This is a genomic window from Luteibacter sp. 621, assembly GCF_050435445.1.
Classification (GTDB): Bacteria; Pseudomonadota; Gammaproteobacteria; order Xanthomonadales; family Rhodanobacteraceae; genus Luteibacter.
In genome coordinates this window covers 48,871-64,097 of record NZ_JBNDKI010000009.1, presented here as the reverse complement: position 1 = coordinate 64,097, position 15,227 = coordinate 48,871, and the positions used below count along the sequence as shown (strand labels likewise).

The following is a 15,227-nucleotide window of genomic DNA, read 5'->3' as shown; positions in this document are numbered from 1 at the left end:
GCACGCGCAGCATGCGGGATCGGCCCGGCCATGACATAACGGTGGCTGGAGGAGGGATCGATGACCCGGATCAACCCAGGCGCAGGCCCGCTGCGCGTGCCCGGCACTGTGCCCGCGGAATTGACCCCGCGGCACGAGCGCGTGCCGGTACCGGTGCCGGCGTCACGCATAGAGAAGCGTGCACTGTCGTTCTGGCAGATATGGAACATGTGCTTCGGCTTCCTGGGGCTGCAGTTTGGCCTGGCCCTGCAGAACTCGAACGTGAGCCGCATCTTCCAGACCCTGGGCGCGAACCTCGAGGACATCCCTGCCCTGTGGATCGCCGCGCCGCTGACCGGTTTGATCGTGCAGCCGATCATCGGCCACTACTCCGACCGCACCTGGAACCGCCTGGGCCGGCGCCGGCCGTACTTTCTTGCCGGGGCGGTGGCCGCCTCGCTTGCATTGCTGTGGATGCCGAATGCGCCCGCCTTATGGATGGCTGCCGGCTTGCTGTGGATCCTGGATGCATCGATCAATGTATCGATGGAACCCTTCCGCGCGCTGGTGGGCGACCAGATGCCGATGCGGCAGCGGCCTGCGGGCTTTGCCATGCAGAGCTTCTTCATTGGCGCGGGGGCGGTGGTGGCCTCCATGCTGCCATGGGTTCTGGCGCAGTTCGGTGTCGCCAATGCCGCGCCGGCCGGGAGCATTCCCGATACGGTGAAATACGCGTTCTATGTGGGCGGCGCGGTGCTCTTTGGTGCCGTACTGTGGACCATCCTGGCCACGCGGGAATACACACCCGCGCAATTGGAATCGTTCGCTGACAATGTGCCGGAGGGGCCGCGCGTCGACGTCTCACGCGCCGGACGCCCCGGCCTGCTGTTGTTGCTGATGGGCGCCGCTGTGCTGGTCGCGATCAGGCATTTTGAACTGGAGAAAGAGGTTTACCTGCTCGCCGGCGGCCTGCTCGTGTTTGGCCTGCTGCTTACCTGGCTTGGCCGCACGCGTAGCCACGGCATGCTGCGCGAGGTGATGGGCGATGTCTTCGCCATGCCCATTTCGATGCGCCGCCTGGCTGGGGTGCAGCTGTTTTCGTGGTTCGCGTTGTTCGCGATGTGGATCTATACGACTGCCGGCGTCACCCACACCATCTACGCCACCGATGACACCAGCTCGCTCGCTTATAACGAGGGCGCCAACTGGGTGGGCGTGTTGTTTGCCGCATATAACGGTTTCGGCGCGCTCGCCGCCGTCGTGATCCCGCTGATGGTGCGCCGCTGGGGCCTGCGCACCAGCCATGTCATCAACCTGTGCCTTGGCGGCGTGGGTCTGCTGTCATTCCTTGTCATCCGCGATCCGCACTGGCTGCTCGCCTCGATGCTGGGCGTGGGCTTTGCCTGGGCCTCGATCCTGTCGCTGCCCTATGCATTGCTATCTGACACCCTGCCGACGGCAAAGCTGGGCGTCTACATGGGCATCTTCAATTTTTTCATCGTGATCCCGCAGGTGCTCGCCGCGAGCGTGCTCGGCCTGCTGCTGCGCGTGTGTTTCCACAACCAGCCGATCTGGGCACTCGGCCTGGGCGGGGCCAGCCTGTTGATTGCGGGGCTGTGCACACTGTATGTACCCGAACCCGAAGGTCGGACCTAGGGCGCGGCACGGGCCGAATGGCCCTTGCAGTTGGCGAGAGGCTCCCGCTACGTTCTTGAAGCGGATTCCGATCCGCCCGCCACGAGGCCGCCTGCAGCCTTATTCACCACTCACCTGGATGTTAGCCAATGAAGGGATGCGCCCTACTCCTCCTTATCGTATCGACATCGGCCAGCGCGGTGGTCATTCGCGCCGATGTCAACGATGCGAACTACCGACTTCCTGCCGACGCTGTGCCGGCACTCGCGGACTTGCCCGGCGAAGGGCATGGCGTGCTCATCGCCCCGCGATGGGTTGTCACGGCGGCCCATGCCGTTTCATGGCAATCGTCGATCAGCGAGGTGAACGTCAACGGCAAGGCACGCAAAGTCGTTGCGGTCATCAAGTATCCCGGCTACCAAACGCCGCCAGAAGCGCTCGGCAAGGAGGCCATGGCCACGGGCGATGCTTCGAAAATTTATGCGTTTCTCGCCGACACGAATGACATCGCCCTGATCCAGCTCGAAGCCCCCGTAAGCGACGTGAAGCCCATGCCGCTTTATCGCGATGAGGACGAGAGCGGGAAGACCATAGAAATGATCGGAAGGGGCGCCACGGGCAATGGTATGGATGGCGAAGCCGCCGACGCGCCACACCGCACCGATCTGCGGCATGCTTTCAACGTGGTGAGCGGCGTCAATGCTCATTGGATTTCGTATACCTTCCGTGCCCCGCCCGCTGCCCTGCCATTGGAGGGCACGATCGGCAATGGCGATAGCGGCGGCCCGGTGGTCCTGGACATCAACGGTGAGAAGCGGCTCGCCGGCCTTGCGTCCTGGAAGAAATATCCTGATGGGCGACTCAAGCCGGGTGGCCGTTACGGCCTGATTGTCTACAACGTGCGCGTCAGCGCATATGCGGCATGGATTGACAACGTGATATCTGGACACGCAACAGCCACCAGCGTCACACCCAGAACGCATCCTGGGCAGTAGGATCTCCCGCGCCGTCCTGTCTGAAGGAAATAAACGAATGAAGAAGCTTGCAACCGCGGTTTTGCTTGCATTAGTTACCGCAAGCGTCGCCCATGCACAGACCAATGCGGGCGACCAGAAGGCTGATGCCGACCTGCCCTTCACCATGACGAAGGTAGCGGACCTGGATCTCCCCTGGCGCGTCGCGTTCCTGCCCGATGGCCGCATGCTCGTCACCGAGAAGGTAGGCCGCCTGCAGCTCGTGACCCAGCAGGGCGAAAAGACCGAGGTGCAAGGCGTGCCGCCGGTCGACTTCGGTGGCCAGAACGGCATGCTGGGCGTGTTTCTCTCGCCCCATTACGCCACCGACCACAACGTATACCTCACCTATGTCGCACCCGGTGACTACGGCGGTGGCCTGGCCATGGCGCGGGCCAAGTTGGTGCTCGATGGCGCCCAGGCGAAGCTGGATGGCCTGGAAGTGCTGTGGCGCCAGTTGCCCACCGGCAAAGGCGGCCAGGCCGGCGCGCAGATCGCTTTCTCGCCCGACGGCAAGTATCTGTTCCTCACCGTGGGCGATCGCCAGCGGTTTACGCCCGCACAGGATCCGGACCAGACGCTAGGCAAGATCCTGCGCCTCACGCTGGATGGTAAGCCGGCGCCGGGTAACCCCTGGGCCGGTAAGGAAGGCGCACGCACGGTGCCGCTGATCGATCCGGCAGCGAATACCGAGGCGGCAAAGACGGCACCGGTGGTCAGCACCTACACGTTCCCTGGCCCCAACCTGGCGCCGGCGGAAACCTGGGCGATTGGCGTTCGTACGCCTTACGGTCTTGCGTTTGGTCCGGATGGCCGTTTGTGGGAAGTGGAGCATGGCCCGCGCGGTGGCGACGAACTGAACCTGATCCAGCGGGGCAAGAACTATGGCTGGCCGCTGGTTTCATACGGCATGAACTACGACGGCGTGCCCGTCCCGAGTCCCGACACACGGCCGGACCTCGTCAAACCGGTAATTTACTGGGTGCCGGTGATCGCGCCAGGCAACCTCATGTTCTACAAGGGCAACGTGTTCCCGCACTGGAAAGGCAGCGCACTGGTCAGCGGGCTGGTGAGCATGGGTATCACGCGGATCACGTTCGATGGCAAGGGTGGTGCCACCGCGGCGCAGCGCTGGACGGTCGGCATGCGCGTGCGTGATATCGAGGAAGCGCCGGATGGTTCGCTGTGGCTGCTTCAGGATGCCCAGCCGGGTGGCCTGTTCCACCTCACGCCGAAGTAATCCGCCATCGTTTAAACCGAAAGGCTGCGACCTGCCAGCGGCACGTCGCAGCCCTGGCTTGCATCAATCGCGGATGTAGCCCGTTTCCTTGGGGTCCACTTCCACCTTGATCAGCTTGAGCGAACCTTCGGCGCCGACACCGCCGCCGGAGAAGGTCAGCACGCCTTCGCCCTTGTAGTGGAATTCGGTGCGGTAGTTATCGCCACCGAAATGGAACGGGATGAACGCTTTGCCGGTCTGGAAGGTTTTCTGGTCGGTCGGCGGGCCGATCAGGTCGATCACTTCCTTGGAGTACATGCCATCGTGCACCTTGGTGAACTTGCTATCCGGTGCAGGCGTGCCGATAACTTCCACCTTCTCATCCGAACCGCCCGCAGGGGCGCTGAACGAGAGCGGTGCATAAGCGGCGAGCACGGCGAGCGTCGCCACGGCGGCGAGCGATTTGATCTTCATACCTTCTGACCTCTCCATAAGTCCTGGTGCCATTCAACGAGCGAACGCGGGAGTAAGCGGCAGCGTGCGTCAGCACCGTGACTGCTCTGGAAGACTTCCCCCTGTTAGGACATGCGCGCGTTGCCCGATGGGCGGCGCGCATGCCGGGGGTGATGGTAAGAGCAAGCCGGTCGAAAAGGCAAAGAAACCTGTCACAGCAACCTGCGCCGGCAGGGCATTATCTGGCGTTGGCAGGCTTCTTGAACCGAAGCATGAAGCGATCCGTCTTGCCCTTGATCGCGGGATCAAAGATCTTCAGCGAATGGTCGTCGGAGGCATTGGCGAGCACTGACGATTCCTGGTCCAGGACGAAGCCGGCTTTCTCGACTTCGGCCTTGACCGTCGCGGGATCAATCCGGTGCAGGTCTTCGGTGTGGTCCAGGCCCTGCCCCTTTGCCGCCGCATGATCCACGATCACGTAGTAGCCGCCGGGCTTGAGCAGCTTGAACACGGCCTGGTTGAACCCATCGACGCTCGCACCCTTCATGAAAGTGTTGTGCAGGTCATGGTAGTTCTCGAAGGTCCAGATGACGTCGAACTTGTTGAACATCTCCGCCGGCGGCTGCTGCGCGAGCGGATCGGAAATGCCCTCGACGTTGCCGTAACCGGGTTCGGTACCGATGGCCTTGGCCGTGGCGACCGGGTTGCTCTTGAACTCCGCGATCTCCGCGGGAACGTACGCATACACCTTGCCCTTGGCGCCCACTACCGGCGAAAACAGCCGGCTCCAGTACCCTGCGCCAGGCCACACGTCCATGACCGTGTCGCCGGCTTTCACCTTGGAAAAGGCCACCAGCTCGGCGGGATGGCGCACGGCATCCTGATCGGTGTCCTTCGATGGCCGGTGGCTGTTGGCGACCGCCGCGGCAATGGCCGTATCGGTGGATGGCGAACCCGCTGCCAGGGCGGCAGTGGAAAGCACGGCAGCCGCAAGCGCCGCAGCTAGGAACGTGGACTTCATGGCTCGCCTTCCTTCGGGCGCAGGGCCCTTCGACGTAGGGAAGCCAGAGCCTAATCCCGGGCCGCCCGGCGCGCCATAGGCCGCAAAGCACCCCGATTCTTGACGGTCCGGCCCTATGCATTCAGAATTTTCGCAGCCGCATCGGGGGAATCGCGGCACCCGTACGGACAAGGGGCTCGCCTTTGGCGAGCCGTATTCGCGCGTTGTCGCGCACGCTCAGGAAGATCACCATGCAGAATTTCGCCCGCCGCCTCGCGACCCTGGTCGCGCTCTCGCTGCTTGCCATCGCCGCCCACGCCGAAGGCGTCAACGACCTGCCCTGGCAGATCGGCCCGACCAAGGTGCAGCTCGGCTCCCATGCCACGCTGGATGTCCCGGCCGGCTACGCGTTCCTCAACCCGGACGGCACCCGCCGCCTGGACCTGATCATGCACAACCCGCCGGGTGATGCCGAGACCTACACCCTGGCGCCGGAAAACATGGATTGGGTGGCCTACTTCGATTACGACGACGTGGGCTACGTGAAGGATGACGAGAAGCTCGATGCCGACGACCTGCTGCAGTCGGTGAAGGAAGGTACCGAGGAAAGCAACGTGGAACGCCGGAAGAATGGCTGGGATACGCTGACCCTGACCGGCTGGCAGTCCAAGCCGCAGTACGACTCGACGTTCAAGTCGCTGACGTGGGCCTTTGTCGCGCGTAACGACAAGTCGCACGACGACGTGGTGAATTACAACGCGCGCCTGCTGGGCCGCAGCGGCGTGATGAGCGTGGTGCTTGTAGCCGACCCCGCGCAGCTCAATACCGCCATTGGTGACTTCAAGGGCGCTATCCACGGCTTCGCCTTCAATCCCGGCCAGTCCTACACTGACTTCCAGTCGGGCGACCGCGTCGCCGAGTACGGCCTGGGTGCCCTGATCGTGGGTGGCGCCGCCGCCGTGGCCGCCAAGAAGGGCTTCTTCGCCGTCATCCTCAGTGCACTGGCGGCCGGCTGGAAGCTGGTGCTGGTGGGCTTTGCGGCTGTCGGCGCGTTCATTAAACGCCTCTTCACCCGCAACAAGGCCTGATCCCGCTGATGCTCCCGCACGCGTGGTGGCTGCTGGCCGGTGTCGTCGTCATGTACGTCTACGACGCCGTGCTGCTGCTTTATCACAATGAAGTGGTGTTCCACGAAGGGCGTGGCGGGCGCTGGACGTTTTCTGTGGGGTCGGACTTTCAGCTGGCGGGGCGCCACGTGTTCCTGGCCGCCCTGCTCGCCCCGGCGCGCCGCGTGTTGCGGCTGCGCTGGACGTCATTGAAGGCACCCTCGCCCGCTACACCCTTGCATGGCCTGCGCGCGTGGCAGGCCGGCGCCTCCGCCTGCGCGTGGCCCGTGCTGCTCGTCGCCTGGCTGTTCGCGCTGATGCCTGCTGCCGTTTACAGCCCCATTCCGGTGATGCTGGCCTGGATGGCGGCGCTTTACGTCGCGATTGCCTGCGCGGTGCTGCGGCTATGGCAGGTGCGCCGCACCCTTGGGCTCAACCGCAAGGATGCCACCGGCATCAGCTCCGATGCGCTGTTGTGCGCGCCCTACGCCATGAATGTGGTCCGCAAGCTGGGCATGCGGGCGGCCGACCGCTTCGACCTGGTATCCGTGGCGCACGCTTTGCTGGATGCCCCCGAGCGAGCGCGACTCACCCGTGCTATCCAGGCGCGCATCCAGAACCAGATGGACCTCGAAGACCTGGAGGGCGAGCGGCACGCGCAGCTCCAGGCGTATTCCCTGCAGATTGAAGGCGCCCTCGCATGAGCCTCACCGATATCGTTGTCATCGCGTTGGCGCTCTTCATCGGCTACAAGTTCACCGCGGCCATGATGGTCGATTCGAAAGAGCGCGCCACGGAGCCGCGCGTCCCGCCGGCGTCCCTTAAGCGGCCGTGGTTCGAAGTGCTGAATGTGGCGCCGGATGCCACGCGCGAACAGATCGTCGATGCCTACCGTCGGCTGATCCGCGAGCACCACCCTGACCGCGTGGCGAATATGGGCAAGGAATTCCGCGACCTGGCCGAACGTCGGGCCTCGGAAATCAATGTGGCCTACGCCGAGGCGCTGGATCAGTTGCGCTGACCCTTTCGGTCACGATATTCGGCCGAGCATGCATCCATCCGGCGTCGTCCTACGTACATCTACCTAAGATGTACGCAAAGGGACCCGCCATGTGGATGCGCCTGCTCAACTTCGTCGGCTACCAGGCCTTGTGGTTCGCACTGGTGGTCGGTGCGGCTCGCGGAACGATCGGCCCCGCCATCGTTGCCGCGGTGTTGTTCATCGCGATACAGATCGCGTTCGGCACCGAGCGGCTGAATGACCTGCGCCGGCTGATCGTCGCCGTTGTGCTGGGCATGTTCGTTGATGGCGTGCCTTCCCTGCTCGGCTGGTGGCATTACGCCACGCCATCGCCTGCATGGCCTTCAGGCGGCGCGCCGCTATGGATTCTGGCGTTGTGGGGCTGCTTCTCCACGACGATCGGCCGCTCGCTTCAATTCGTCGAGCAGGTGCCTTGGCTTGGCGCCCTCCTCGGCGCTATCGGCGGCCCACTGGCCTACCTTGCCGCTGCACACGGCTGGGAGGCGGTTGCCTTCGGTGTGGATCCTTTCATTTACATCGCGTGGCTTGGCACCGCCTGGGCAGTCGCGATTCCGCTGCTTGCCCGGGCGTGCCGTTCCGCTGCGCCGTGATCAGGGTTCGGCACGCTCACGCACGTATTGGCCGGTCATCTTGCCATTCAGCGCGGTGTCCTGCGCGTAGCGCAGGCCGAGGCGCTCGGCGACGCGAATGGATGGCTGGTTGGCGGCGTTGATGAGCGCATGTACGCGGGCCTCGCGGCGCACATCAAAGGCATACGCAAGCACGGCCGTGGCGGCCTCGGGTGCCACGCCCTGGCCCCAGAACGACCGGTAGGTGTTCCACCCCAGTTCCAGCATCGGTGAGCCATCGCGGTAGAACGCACCGACATTGCCGACGAGCTGCCCGCTATCCTTGCGCTCGATCGCCCACCAGCCCGCGCCGCCCAGGAGCCACAAGCCTGCGTGCGAGCCGAAGACCCGCCACGCCAGCTTGCGGTCGGAAAGGTTGAGGTGGGTCATGCTCTCCGGGTCGGCGAGATGCGCTGCAAAGGCCTCGAAATCCTCGGGCCGGTACTCGCGCAATACAAAGCGCTCCGTCTGCAGGCGCGGCACGGTAACGGTAAACGTTGACGCCATAACGTTGGAACCTCTTGGCAATCGACCTGCGGACATAGTAATCCGTCATGCATCGCCAGAAAGGCAGCGCTGATCACGCCTGATGCGAATTCATCCATCCCAACCGCCCTGCCGCCGCCACCGCCTCGCCCCGCGAGCAGACATCCAGCTTGCGCAGGATCGCGGAGATGTGGTGCTCCACGGTCTTCTCCGAGCGCACGATGCGCTGGGCGATCTCGGCGTTTGAAAGGCCCTTGGCCAGCAAGGTCATGACGTGCAGCTCGCGAGTGGTGAGACCGGCCGGGTTGGCCGCGGTCGTTGACCTGGGCCCGCGTGCCATGCCGCGCACGCCGGCCTGGCGCAACTGCTCGCGACACAACTTTGCCGTGGCGCAGGCACCCAGGCTTTCGAAAATCGCCAGGGCCGCGAGCTTATCGCTTTCCCCGCCATCCCACAGGGCGATAGCGCGCATGTACGGGCAACCCAGCCGATCCCAGGCGTCAGCGGCCCGTTGCCAATGGCCATCGGCTTGCATGGTGTAGGGGTCGTGGTCATCGTGGTACACGCCCCTTGCCTCCCCCAGCTTCGCGCACCAGAAGCTGAGTTCGCCCAGTTCGCGGCGATCACCCAGGCCTTCCGCCATCACACAGGTCTGCAGCACCCAGGGATCTTGCAGGTGATGATCGCCGCGCAGCCATGCGGCCTCAGCGCGCGCGGTGGCGACAGGTGCAAGCCGCTGGAGCTCGCCCGTGCTGCTGGCAAGCTCGCTCGCTTCTTCGAGCAAAGCGTCCGCACCGGAATCACCGCGCCGCAAACGGATGCGTGCCAACACTGCCATGGCCGGAATGCGGGTGACGGGCGCGACCGCGTCGCGCACGATCATCTGGCTGGCGAGGCGCGCCGCATCATCCCAACGGCCCTGTTCGAAATCCACACGAGCTTTCCAGACCAGGATGTAATTCGCCCAGGCATCCAGGTCGCGATCGGCGAAGTAGAGGTTGGCCTCCTCGATCGTTCGCATGGCCAGCGGGTAGTCGCGGGCAATAACCTCGGTACTGGTCAGGTTTGCATAAGCACGCGCCACGTGTTCGCCGTACCCGTGCTCAAGTGCCATGCGCAGGCTTTCCTCGAGGAGCGTGCGGCCCTCGGCTTCGCCGCGTGCGTACATCGCGGCACCCACGTTGTTCATGGCATGTGTCAGCACTTCGGTGTCGCCGATGCGCTTCGCGAGCTCAAGCGCGCGCGTACCCCACGCCACGGCTTCGCCTGTGCGGCCTGCCAGCATGTCCAGTTGCGACCGGTTGCTCAGCGCCCAAGCGAACTCGCTGTCTTCGGCGAGCGGTTCGAGCAGGGCCACCGCCTGGTCCGCATGGGCTTCCGCTTCGCGATTCCGTCCGGCAAACCAGTGCAAGCGCGATAACCAGCGCAAGGTGCGGCCTTCCTGGGTGAGCTCGCCAAGCTCTCGCCAGATCGCCAGCGCACGGAGGCTGGCCGCCAGCGCCTCATCGGCCTGGTCGGTGAGGTAGCACTGGTAGGAGCGCTGCCCCAACAACGCCGCCTGTTCGCGTGGGGTTAGCCGCGACGCATGGGCCAGGGCCACGCCATAGAGCTTCGCTGCCTCGCAATGGGATCCGTGTGAGATCGCTTCAGCCGCGGCGGCGGGGACATACCTGAGCACCGCCGCCGTGTCGTGTGCGCCGGCGGCATGGTGGACCAGACGGGCAAGCGGTACGCCGCTACCTTCCGCTTCCAGGTGGGCCAGCATGTTCTCGTGTAGCAGCATGGCGTGCGGTGCCGGGAGCGATTTCTCCATGGCGATGCGTGCGAGTTCGTGCCGGTACGCGTACCAGCCATCAGTGAGCGTAAGCAGCCCGGATGCCAGCGCCGCAGTGACATCCTCGGCAAGGGGCGTCAGGACGGCATCGACCGTGGCGACATCGATCCGCGCGGGAACGATGGCGACCAGATCGAGCAACGCGCGCACGGAAGGCGCCTGCCTTGCTGCACGGGCCAATACGGCATCGCGCACGCTCGCCGGCACGCCATCGGCGCGCAGCACCTCGGTGACAAAGAACGGATTTCCACCCGTGGCCGCAAAGATGCCCGCGGCCGGATACCCGCATTCCCGAGCCATGCTGGCAACGCCGTCTTCCGACAGCGGCGATAACGGCACGCGAACGGCTGCATCCGCGGGTAAATCGCCGAATACCAGTTGCAGCGGATGCCTGTCACCGACTTCATCGTCACGGTAGGTAAGCAGGAGCATGGCGCGAAGTGGGGATATGCGCCGCGCAAGGTACTTCACGAGGTCAAGCGTTGCGGTATCCGCCCAGTGCAGGTCCTCCAGGATCAGCAGCGTGGTGCGTGAGCATTGCTGCAGATCTGCCAGGATGGCGCTGAAAAGCCGCGCACGGTGCCCATCCACGCCAAGCATGCCTTGCACCTCGGGGTCGAACGCGCTGGCCATGTCGTAGATGGGCCCGAGCGGCCGGGGCGAAAACAAGGCTTCGCAGCTGCCCCACAGCACCCGGTCGCCGTCGACCGCGCGGTCTCGCACCAGGCGGCGGACCAGGGCCGTTTTGCCGATGCCCGCCTCGCCACTGACCAGCACGGTAAGCCCCGAGCCTTGCCCTGCCCGTCCGGCCGCGTCGTGCAAACGTTGCAGCGCGTAATCGCGTTCGATGAGTTCCACTGCGCCGGCTCCCCGGAACCTGCCCCATTCTTGCACCGGGCAGGTTCCAGCCGAGTGAAACCCACTGCCGCGCTTGTGGTTTTACGCCTCACGCGGCGAGGTAGCTGAAAGGGAGCCAGGGGGTGCGCAGGCGCGACGGCGTGGCCGACGCCTTCCCCGAATGGCCGATCCCGAGATAGAAGTACGGATCGAGCACCGACACCTCGGTAATGCTCCCGACCGGCAGTTGGTTCCGGCGCGCGACCTCGCGGATGGCTTCGGGCGTCGGTGCATCGTAGACACAGTAAGTGCGGGTCCGATCAAGGCTCACGTACGAGTGCACCCAGGTGACGCCCTCTTCCGCGTTGGTGCGGACAATGTTCCGGCACAGGCGGTCGCCGGTCTCATTGGTGGGAAGATCCAGGCCGCCGGGAAAGGCGCGTTCAACGATAAAACGTGACATGGGAGGTCTCCTTCAGGTGGTCACAACCCAGTGGCGGGCTGTGACGCCAGATTAAGGAGTGGCCCCCTGCCGGCCATCGGGGAGATCCCCCAGATTGCGCCTGCCGAACCCCCATGTTGGGGTGCCTTGGGTTGGGTTGACGCCTTCGCCCCGCATGGGCCACCTTCGCCGCATCCAGGCCACGCCGGGGCACCACCATGCGCCGCGAGATCGCGATTGTCGTTTTCCCGGGTTTCCAGTTGCTCGACGCAGCCGGCCCCATCGCCGTGTTCGAGATGGCGGAGCGCTTCAGGCCCGATAGCTACGCGATCCAGGTGGTCGCCCCTGGCGGCGGTGTGGTGCGCAGCTCATCGGGCGTGTCCCTCAACGCCGAGCCGCTGGACGACGCACGGTTCGATACGGTGATCGTGGCGGGCGGAAATCTTGCGCAGGTAGAAGCAGGCCAGCCAGCGATCGCCGCCCTGCTTGCCGGCGATGGCTGGCGGCGTGCGGCCGGCGTTTGCTCCGGCGCGTTCTTCCTGGCTGACTCCGGCTTGCTCGATGGCCGGCTGGCCACGACACACTGGGCCGCCGCTGATCGGTTCCGCCAGCGTTACCCACAGGTGCGCCTGGATGCCGACCGCATGTTCATCCGCGACGGCAAGGTGTGGACATCGGCGGGCATTTCCGCGGGGATCGACCTGGCGCTCGCGCTCGTCGAGGACGACCTTGGCCCCGGCATCGCGCGGCGCACCGCCCAGCAACTGGTCGTGCACCAGCGTCGGCATGCCGGGCAATCGCAGTACTCGGTGCTGGTAGAGCAAGGCGGCAAGACGGGACGTTTCGGCGACCTGATCGGCTGGATGCGCGGCCGCCTCGGTGAGCCGATGACCGTGGAGCGCCTGGCTGAGCGGGCCGCCATGAGCCCCCGAAACTTCGCCCGGGCCTTCTCGGCGGAGATAGGCGCGACGCCGGCCAAGGTCGTGGAAGGCCTGCGCCTTGAGGCCGCGCGCCTGGCGGTCGAGACCAGCCACCTTCACCTCGACCACATTGCTGTGTCGACGGGCTTCGGCGATACCCATCGCATGCGCCGCGCGTTTGTTCGCGCGTTCGGCAGTTCGCCGCAATCGCTGCGGCGTAGCGCAGGCGCCTGAGCACCAGCCCAGGCGCTGGCCGTTTTCGCACGGAAATTGTCCTTGCGACCTTGCTATGGGGTCGCCGATAAAAGGCCGCGCCCATCACTTTCGAATCGAGGATACGCATGCGCCTGACCCGCTTCGCTATGGCAACCCTGCTCTGCGTCGGCACGGCCCACGCGGCGACGACACCGCCCGTGCCACTGGCGCCGAACGCACGGCTGGATCATGTGCTGCTTTGGGGACACGGTATCGACGAGGCCACCTCGGTGATGGCGGTGAAGCTGGGCTTCCAGGTCCGTCCGGGACGTGACCCTGGCGGCATCGAAAACCGCTACGTGCGCATTGCCGACACGAGCTTCATCGAACTGCTCGGCATCACCCGGCCGAACCCGACGTTTGACCCCGGCATGAAGGAAGACCAGCAGGCGCTGAAAGGCGGCCCCGGCTCGCGTACGTTCGGTATCCGCACGGCATCACTCGATGCGCTACGCGCATCGCTGCAAGCATTGAAGTACCCGGTGACCCCGGTGTTCTCCGGCCCGGACAGCAGCAAGCCGGGGTGGCGGTTGTTCGCCTTCGACCTGGACAAGCCACCGCTATCGAGCAACACGTTCTTCATCGATTACGCGGCGGGCTACGCACCGGACCAGTACGACCCCACCAGCGCAGCCGATTACCGCGTCACGCGCGAACACCCCAACGGCGTCGAGGCGCTTACATCGATCTGGATAGTCTCGGCCCATGCCGACGCTGACCGCCGGGCACTGGAGAAGATGGGCTTCGGCCACGCCGTGCCGATCAAGCTGCCTGCCTTGGGCGCTTCGGGATTCTGCGTGCCCGTAGGCCCCACGGCGCTGATGACCGTGCAGCCCGATGGCCCTGGAATCGCCACGCAGGTCATGGCCAGCGGTGGTGCGCGCGTTCTCGGTGTGAGCTTCGCCGTGAGCGACCTGGGACGGGCTCAGCGCTGGGTGGAACGTGGTTACCAGCGGGAACTGACGACCTACGCCGGCACGCAGGGCGAAGCGTTCCTCGCGCCCACGCAGGACGATCTCGGTCTCTCGATGGAGTTCCACGTGGCCCGAAACGATCGGTCGCCCTGCGGCGAAGCGGATGCAGGTCACCGCGAATGAGCTCGTACATGCGGTCTATTCCTTCTGCGCCGCACACGTTTCCCGTGTCCAACCCGCGGTGAGAACTTGCTGTTTGCACTGACGTACCGCCATGCACGGTAGCGCGCAATAGTGTGGAAATTCCTCCGCATGCGTGACCGTGGTGAGCGCATGTCCTTGCCGCGTCAGGCTGCGCTAAGCATGATGACCCACGCCACGCGGCCTATTTCGAAAGATATTGCGTGAAAGGCGCCCAGCACGGCTCGTACCAACGATTTACGGCGTAAGGGCATACATCGAAAGGCAGTGATGAGCGACGAAAACGTGAGCGTATAACCGTCCTCGGCAGGTAGTGCACACGCACACGATGCGTGGCCCCGAACGGTGACCGCACATGACCACGTCCGTCGCTCCATCCATCACCATGGCATGGGAGAGCTTTGACCCCATGCGCGTGACGCCGCTCACGCATACATTCACCGAGCACCCCCTGTTGCAGCGGGAGGCCCTGGTCGAACTGGGCAAGCGTTGTCGCGGGACCAACCGCTGGTACAGCTTCGCCAGCGGGGTCGAACCGGGCACGGATTTCGATGAAGCGGCCGCGCTTTATCCCTCCAGGCAATCGGCGGTGGCATCGCTCAGCGCCATCGAGGATGCGAAGGCCTGGGTTCTGCTGCGCCACATACAGGCGGACCCGACGTACCGAACGCTGGTCGACGAGGCATTCGAACCTATCCTGGACCAGATCGAGCGAGTCGACCCGGGCGTTTACTACCGTGCCGGCTGGATCTTCTCTGCGTCGCCAAACACCTGCACGCCGTTCCACATCGATCGTAGCCATGTGTTGCTATGCCAGGTATCCGGCACGAAGACGGTGTATGTGTGGGACCCGACGGACCGCGAGACACTGGATGACCGTGTGCGCGACGATTTTCACGCGCGCCACGACCTGAGCCGGGCGAAGTGGCAGGAAGCGTTCCGGGAGCGCGCGCACGTATTCCACCTCAAACCCGGCACGGGCGTATACATGCCACTGACGAGCCCGCACATGGTGGAAACCAGCACAGACGCCTCGCGGACCATTAGCTTCACTTACAACACCGCCGCCACGCGCCGCATGGGCCGAATCCATGTATTGCGAGATGCGCTGCGGCGCATGGGGCTGCGGGCGCCGCCCGTGGGTTCGCACATCGTGTTCGATTCCGCAGCGTGGGCGGCCTCGTCGGCGTTGATCGCCCTGGGTGGCCCAGGCGGGCATCCCCCCGCCTGCCCGTCGCTGCGCCGCGCACTGCGCTATGCAGTAGACGATTGATAGGCCACAG

At 64.9% G+C, this 15,227-nt stretch carries 15 protein-coding genes; 10 read left to right on the top strand and 5 right to left on the bottom strand.

The annotated features are described in order from the left end of the window. The first annotated feature begins 207 nt into the window (after positions 1–207). The 3 genes from ABIE56_RS11550 to ABIE56_RS11540 all read left to right on the top strand — a co-directional run bounded on the left by ABIE56_RS11550 (position 208) and on the right by ABIE56_RS11540 (position 3,867). Entirely contained in the window at positions 208–1,635 is a 1,428-nt protein-coding gene (locus ABIE56_RS11550) for an MFS transporter (RefSeq protein WP_429244066.1), read from the top strand. A gap of 128 nt (positions 1,636–1,763) precedes the next feature. Beyond that, complete coding sequence (locus ABIE56_RS11545) at positions 1,764–2,609, top strand: S1 family peptidase (RefSeq protein WP_429243961.1); 846 nt, start codon at positions 1,764–1,766, stop codon at positions 2,607–2,609. Between the two features lie 37 nt (positions 2,610–2,646). Beyond that, positions 2,647–3,867 carry a PQQ-dependent sugar dehydrogenase gene (locus ABIE56_RS11540; RefSeq protein WP_429243960.1) on the top strand — a complete coding sequence of 407 codons (1,221 nt, stop codon included), beginning with the start codon at positions 2,647–2,649 and terminating at the stop codon, positions 3,865–3,867. Between the two features lie 63 nt (positions 3,868–3,930). Here the strand turns inward: ABIE56_RS11540 and ABIE56_RS11535 are convergent, their stop codons facing one another. Together ABIE56_RS11535 and ABIE56_RS11530 are read right to left on the bottom strand one after the other, a co-directional pair. Continuing rightward, the gene (locus tag ABIE56_RS11535; protein WP_429243959.1) at positions 3,931–4,320 is read right to left on the bottom strand and encodes a hypothetical protein; all 390 of its coding nucleotides are present in this window, start codon (positions 4,318–4,320) and stop codon (positions 3,931–3,933) included. 217 nt (positions 4,321–4,537) lie between these two features. Next, entirely contained in the window at positions 4,538–5,320 is a 783-nt protein-coding gene (locus tag ABIE56_RS11530) for a class I SAM-dependent methyltransferase (protein WP_429243958.1), read from the bottom strand. 230 nt (positions 5,321–5,550) lie between these two features. Between ABIE56_RS11530 and ABIE56_RS11525 the strand changes: the two genes are divergently transcribed. The 4 genes from ABIE56_RS11525 (at position 5,551) to ABIE56_RS11510 (ending at position 8,037) form a co-directional block, all read left to right on the top strand. After that, entirely contained in the window at positions 5,551–6,387 is an 837-nt protein-coding gene (locus tag ABIE56_RS11525) for a DUF2167 domain-containing protein (RefSeq protein ID WP_429243957.1), read from the top strand. An 8-nt stretch (positions 6,388–6,395) separates the two neighbouring features. Then, positions 6,396–7,109 (top strand): hypothetical protein, encoded by a 714-nt coding sequence (locus ABIE56_RS11520; RefSeq protein WP_429243956.1) that lies wholly within the window; start codon positions 6,396–6,398, stop codon positions 7,107–7,109. Next, positions 7,106–7,426: a J domain-containing protein gene (locus ABIE56_RS11515; RefSeq protein ID WP_429243955.1), complete on the top strand. Its 321-nt coding sequence runs from the start codon at positions 7,106–7,108 to the stop codon at positions 7,424–7,426. The genes ABIE56_RS11520 and ABIE56_RS11515 overlap by 4 nt, the downstream gene beginning before the upstream one ends. 89 nt (positions 7,427–7,515) lie before the next feature. Continuing rightward, positions 7,516–8,037 (top strand): DUF2878 domain-containing protein, encoded by a 522-nt coding sequence (locus ABIE56_RS11510; protein WP_429243954.1) that lies wholly within the window; start codon positions 7,516–7,518, stop codon positions 8,035–8,037. On the opposite strand, the gene ABIE56_RS11505 is transcribed toward ABIE56_RS11510, so the two are convergent. The 3 genes from ABIE56_RS11505 to ABIE56_RS11495 form a co-directional block, all read right to left on the bottom strand. Beyond that, the gene (locus ABIE56_RS11505; RefSeq protein WP_429243953.1) at positions 8,038–8,562 is read right to left on the bottom strand and encodes a GNAT family N-acetyltransferase; all 525 of its coding nucleotides are present in this window, start codon (positions 8,560–8,562) and stop codon (positions 8,038–8,040) included. Positions 8,563–8,635: 73 nt separating this feature from the next. Further along, entirely contained in the window at positions 8,636–11,233 is a 2,598-nt protein-coding gene (locus ABIE56_RS11500) for an ATP-binding protein (RefSeq protein ID WP_429243952.1), read from the bottom strand. 88 nt (positions 11,234–11,321) lie between these two features. Beyond that, positions 11,322–11,675, bottom strand: coding sequence for a DUF4242 domain-containing protein (locus tag ABIE56_RS11495; protein WP_429243951.1), 354 nt, complete (start codon positions 11,673–11,675; stop codon positions 11,322–11,324). Positions 11,676–11,872: 197 nt separating this feature from the next. Here ABIE56_RS11495 and ABIE56_RS11490 point away from each other — a divergent pair, with 197 nt between their 5' ends. The 3 genes from ABIE56_RS11490 to ABIE56_RS11480 all read left to right on the top strand — a co-directional run bounded on the left by ABIE56_RS11490 (position 11,873) and on the right by ABIE56_RS11480 (position 15,217). Next, complete coding sequence (locus ABIE56_RS11490) at positions 11,873–12,808, top strand: GlxA family transcriptional regulator (protein WP_429243950.1); 936 nt, start codon at positions 11,873–11,875, stop codon at positions 12,806–12,808. 107 nt (positions 12,809–12,915) lie between these two features. After that, positions 12,916–13,926 (top strand): VOC family protein, encoded by a 1,011-nt coding sequence (locus ABIE56_RS11485; RefSeq protein WP_429243949.1) that lies wholly within the window; start codon positions 12,916–12,918, stop codon positions 13,924–13,926. 373 nt (positions 13,927–14,299) lie between these two features. Then, complete coding sequence (locus ABIE56_RS11480) at positions 14,300–15,217, top strand: cupin-like domain-containing protein (protein WP_429243948.1); 918 nt, start codon at positions 14,300–14,302, stop codon at positions 15,215–15,217. Positions 15,218–15,227: the final 10 nt, after the last annotated feature.